The sequence below is a fragment of the Streptomyces sp. LS1784 genome, from assembly GCF_020103755.1.
GTDB lineage: Bacteria > Actinomycetota > Actinomycetes > Streptomycetales > Streptomycetaceae > Kitasatospora.
This window is the reverse complement of the sequence record NZ_JAHSQD010000638.1, coordinates 1-4,382: the sequence shown is the minus strand read 5'-3', so window position 1 is coordinate 4,382 and position 4,382 is coordinate 1. Positions and strand designations below refer to the sequence as shown.

The following is a 4,382-nucleotide window of genomic DNA, read 5'->3' as shown; positions in this document are numbered from 1 at the left end:
GGGCCGCCGCCACCACGGCGGTGGCGGCGGCGGGTCGTCGGGTGAGCGCGGGATGATGTGCGCGACATCGACCATGGTTCGGGCGGCTCCTGTTGTCGGTCGGGCTAGGACGGGACGCGGGGGGCGGTACCGGTCAGCGTCACGGTGTTCCGACACTCGTACGCGACCGCGGCGGCCCTGCCGATCTTGAGGGCGATGTCCGCGTACGCCTGGTGGGCCTTGCCGAGGGAGGCGCCGTCGACGACGTCCCCGGAGACCAGCACGCCGAAGTACTTCGGCGGGGGCTGGTCGCTGTCGTCCCGCGGGGCGTCGAAGTCGCACGGCACGTAGAGCCGGACCGATGCGTTCCCGTCGACGTTCTTGGAGTCCACGACCCATCCGGTCGTGCCGGGGCCGAAGTCGAGTGGGGTGGCCGATCCGCCACTGGCGTCGTTCCTCCGGTCGGCGTCGATCCGGTCGCGTGCCGGTCGTACCTCCGCGTCGAGCAGGATGGTCGCGCCCGGCCACATGATGCGGCAACGGGAGTCACGGCTCCCCGAGGCGGGCTTCATGGGGGTGGCGATCTCGCGGGCCGGCCTGGGCTCGACGGCTTTCCCGTCGGGGCCCGCGAGCGGCTTCAGGTCGTTCGCGTCCAGGACCCCCCAGCACGCGCTCTGCGGCAGTTCCACCGACTGCCAGGGTTTCCACGCCCACAGCCCGCCGCCCACTGCCGCCGCCACCGCGAGGGCGACGGCGGCGTGCCAGGGGCGGACCCGGGACCGGCGCCGGGGCGGATCGTCCGGGGACGGCGGGATGATGTGGGCGACGTCAGCCATTTCTCAACGCTCTCGGTGGTGGCAGGTGGGCTCGGGGGTCAGCTCTTGGGGTACACCGTGTCGTACGAGGTCTTGCCGCTGCTGTAGCCGGTGTTCTCCTCCTGGGCGGCCCGGCGGGCCACGTCGTTGATGTAGTTCGGGTCGGCACCCGCGTTGCGGCCGGCCTCGCGGACGGCGTTGACGATCGCCTGCTGCGACTTGCGCTCGGCCGCCTCCTTCGCGGCGCCGGCCTCGTCGCTGGCGTCGTTGTGGGTGTCCACCTTGTAGCCGTTGGCGACGTTGTCCATGATCTGGTTGACCGCGCTGTCGACGCCCTCGCCGATCAGGGGCGCCCGCTCCTTGAGCGCGTCGCCGGCGAACGACCAGATCTGGCCGGCGATCTCCCGCTTGGTGTCGATGGCGGCGTTGAACTCGGCGTCGCTGGCGGTGTGCTTCTGGTAGACGGCGTCGACCATCGCGCTGGTGATCAGGCCGTTGACCTGCCCAGCCGGCTTGGCGACGTTCTCGACCGCCACCGCCAGGTCCTTGTGCAACTCGGGGTGGGCCAGCACGTCCTGGATCTGGGCCGTGGTGTACGCCTGCTGCCCGGCCGCGATCGAGGCATAGGCGTCCGGGTCCTGGCCGAGCGCGCCGAGCAGGCGCTCGACCTTGGCCTGGCTGAAGAGCTGCGAGTCGGCGCCCGCTCCCTCCAACGAGCCCTGGACGTCGCCGATGTAGTTGGCGGTCATGTTCCCGAGGCTGCCGTTGAGGTTCGCGAACAGTCCGCCCTTGAGCAGGTCCGGGCCGTCCTTGGTGCCGAACGTGTCCACCACGTTCTTCATGATGTCGTTCATCGCGGCGGTGTGCGGGGGGAACTTGCCGTCGACGTCGTCGTACGCCCTGCCCGTGGTGGCCGCCTCCAGAGCGTGGCCCAGGGTGGTGACGTCGAACGGGTCGGCGGTGCCGGGGTTGGGCCGGGGCGGGTACTGCTGGTCGAGCAGGAGCGACCGGGAGCCGGTGTCGGTGAGCGCCTTGAGGTAGGTGTTCGGGCCGCCGGTGCTCTTGACGGTGCCGTCCGGGTTGTAGGTGGTCGGTGCGTCGTGGAAGAACTTGGTGGCGGCCTCGGGGCTGTGGCCGAGCCCTTCCAGGATGGCGGACATCGGGTTGATGCCCCGGATGTTGCCGTCCTTGTCGGGCACACCGATGAACTTGAGCTCGGTGAACGGGTACGCGGCCTTGGTGGCCGCGTCCCAGCGCATCGGGTTCTCCTGGGTGAGCTGGGTGACGTGCTCCGCGATCGGGTTGAGGAAGTGCGCGTCGTACTTCCCGTTCCGCAGCAGGTTCGCCGTGATCTGGTAGCCGTACGGGCTGTGCGCCGGGTCGGCGCCGGGCGGCACGGGGATCTGCTTGGCCCCGGCGGCGCGGAACCTGGTCTCCCACTCGTCCGACACGTGCACGGGCTGCTTGGTGTCGGTCGCGGTGGCCAGGGTGAGGCCCAGGTCCTTCTGGATGGCCTTGAGCGCGGCGCTGCGGGCCGGGCTGTTGGCGTAGTCGCCGCTCTGGGCCATCGCGCCGTACTTGGCCATGAAGGTGCCCGGGTCCTGGTTGCCGTAGAAGGAGGTGGCGAACCGCGGGTCGTTCTTGTGGTGGTCCAGGATGTCCTGGAGGTGCTTGACCTGGGCGTCGGAGGCCTGGCCGCCGAGGCTCAGGATGTAGGTGGCCGCCTTGGCCTCCTCCTCCGGGATGCCGCCGACGGGGTTGGCGTTGAACGCGGTGCCGTCGCTGCCGGTGTCGTCCCCCAGCGCCCTGGAGGCGTCGAGGTCGGCCTCGGTGGCGCGGTCGATCGCGTCGCCGATGGCCTTGGCGGCCGTTTCGGCCTTGGCCTTCCAGCTCTTGGCGTACTCGGCGTCCTTCTTGTCCTCCTGGGTCGTGGGCGGAGGCCAGTGCACCGCGCCCTCGCCGTCGACGGTGAGGCCGGCGTCGGTGGCGTGCTGGACGGCGGTGGTGAGGTCCTGTTTGGCGGCCGTGATCTCGGTGTGGGCGTCGCGGAGGGTCTTGGCCAGGGCCGAGGCCTCCTCGAAGGCCGCGTGGATCTGGTCGCGGGCCCAGGTGAGCTTGGCGTTGGCGAGGCCGGCGGCGTCGCCGTGCCAGCCGGACTGCTGGATGGTGCCGAGGACCTCGTTCTGCATCCGCTGGGTGAGGTCCCACTTGCGGACGAGGCTCTCGAAGTCGCCCGCCGCGGAGGCGAGACTGCCGAGGTCGACCTGCTTGAGTTGACTGAACGTCACCATGATTGTGCTGTATCCCCCCGCTCGCGCTGACGCTAGCTTCCGGCGCCCTGCGGCTTGTTGAAGTTGGCCTGGATGTCCGAGTCGGTCTTGGTGTAACTCTGGGCCGTGGTCTGCAGGTTGGTGCCGATGTCGCCGACGGTGGTCTGCAGCCCGCCGGACTGGCTGGTCCAGGTTCCCCAGGTGGCGGTGAGTGCGCCACCGAGGTTCCAGCCCTTGAGGGACCCGGCCGCGGCGTTGACGTGCTCGCCGGGCTGGTCGCACTCGGTCTTGACGGAGTCCCGCAGTGCGAAGGCGTTCTGTGCGGCCTGCTGGAGCACGCCGGGGTTCACGGCGACGGTCTTGCCGCCGCCCGCCGGGCCCAGCGAGACCGGTGCGGCGTTGGCGCCGGCGAGGTCCGGGAACTGCTTCTTCGCCTCTTCGGTCAGATTGCCCTTGTCGTCGAAGAGCCACGGATTCATGCGACGCTCGAATTCGAGGTCGGTCATTGTTTGCCCCCCAGGTAAAGATCGGCATGGATTGTACTATTTTCACGGCATGAATTTTGGTGAATTGACTATTGATTCCTGGTTAACGCATGGTGAATCGCGATGGGAATGTCGGGTTCGTACTGTGCCGAGCCGCACATTGCCCGACACGCGGCGGCGTGCCAGAGTGCCGGGCATGAACCATCCGCTCGCGGCCGAGCCGCGCCCCTCCGCCCCCGCCCCCGCGCACGTCTTCGACTGGCTCGACGAGACGGCCGCGATGCGGGCGGAGGCCGGGCTGACGCGGACGCTGCGCAGCCGGGCGGCGGACGACGCGGTGCTGGACCTCGCGGGGAACGACTACCTGGGGCTGACCAGGCACCCGGTGGTCACCCGGGCGGCGGCGGACGCGGCGCTGCGCTGGGGAGGCGGCTCGACGGGGTCGCGGCTGGTGACCGGGACGACCGCGCTGCACACCGAACTGGAGGAGGAGCTGGCCGAGTTCTGCGGGGTGGAGGCCGCGCTGGTGTTCTCCTCCGGGTACACGGCCAACCTCGCGGCGCTGACCGCGCTCACCGACCCGGACACCCTGATCGTCTCCGACGCCTACAACCACGCCTCGCTGATCGACGGCTGCCGGCTCTCCCGCGCCGACGTCCACCGGGCCCCGCACAGCGACCCGGCGGCGGTCGCCGAGGCGCTCGCCGGGCGCGCGCAGCGGCGGGCGCTGGTGGTCACCGACTCGGTGTTCTCGGTGGACGGCGACGCGGCCCCGCTGCCCGAACTGTCCGCTGCCGTCCGCGCGCAGGGCGCGGCGCTGTTGGTGGACGACG

At 70.5% G+C, this 4,382-nt stretch carries 4 protein-coding genes; 1 reads left to right on the top strand and 3 read right to left on the bottom strand.

What is annotated here, in order from left to right:
• Positions 1 to 104: 104 nt before the first annotated feature.
• Genes KS423_RS39510 through KS423_RS39500 form a run of 3 tightly spaced genes read right to left on the bottom strand, consistent with a single transcriptional unit; the run spans position 105 to position 3,570 of the window.
• Positions 105 to 815, bottom strand: coding sequence for a hypothetical protein (locus KS423_RS39510; RefSeq protein WP_224284555.1), 711 nt, complete (start codon positions 813 to 815; stop codon positions 105 to 107).
• Positions 816 to 853: 38 nt separating this feature from the next.
• Positions 854 to 3,085, bottom strand: a complete 2,232-nt coding sequence (locus KS423_RS39505) for a hypothetical protein (RefSeq protein WP_224284554.1) — start codon at positions 3,083 to 3,085, stop codon at positions 854 to 856.
• A gap of 32 nt (positions 3,086 to 3,117) precedes the next feature.
• Positions 3,118 to 3,570 (bottom strand): WXG100 family type VII secretion target, encoded by a 453-nt coding sequence (locus KS423_RS39500; RefSeq protein WP_224284553.1) that lies wholly within the window; start codon positions 3,568 to 3,570, stop codon positions 3,118 to 3,120.
• 175 nt (positions 3,571 to 3,745) lie between these two features.
• On the opposite strand from KS423_RS39500, the gene KS423_RS39495 reads away from it, so the two are divergent.
• Positions 3,746 to 4,382 (top strand): aminotransferase class I/II-fold pyridoxal phosphate-dependent enzyme (locus KS423_RS39495; RefSeq protein WP_224284552.1); only part of this gene is annotated, 637 nt, incomplete at its 3' end.

Coding starts and splice junctions, on each gene's coding strand:
- KS423_RS39510 (WP_224284555.1), bottom strand. CDS start 815: ATGGCTGACGTCGCCCACATCATCCCGCCGTCCCCGGACGATCCGCCC.
- KS423_RS39505 (WP_224284554.1), bottom strand. CDS start 3,085: ATGGTGACGTTCAGTCAACTCAAGCAGGTCGACCTCGGCAGTCTCGCC.
- KS423_RS39500 (WP_224284553.1), bottom strand. CDS start 3,570: ATGACCGACCTCGAATTCGAGCGTCGCATGAATCCGTGGCTCTTCGAC.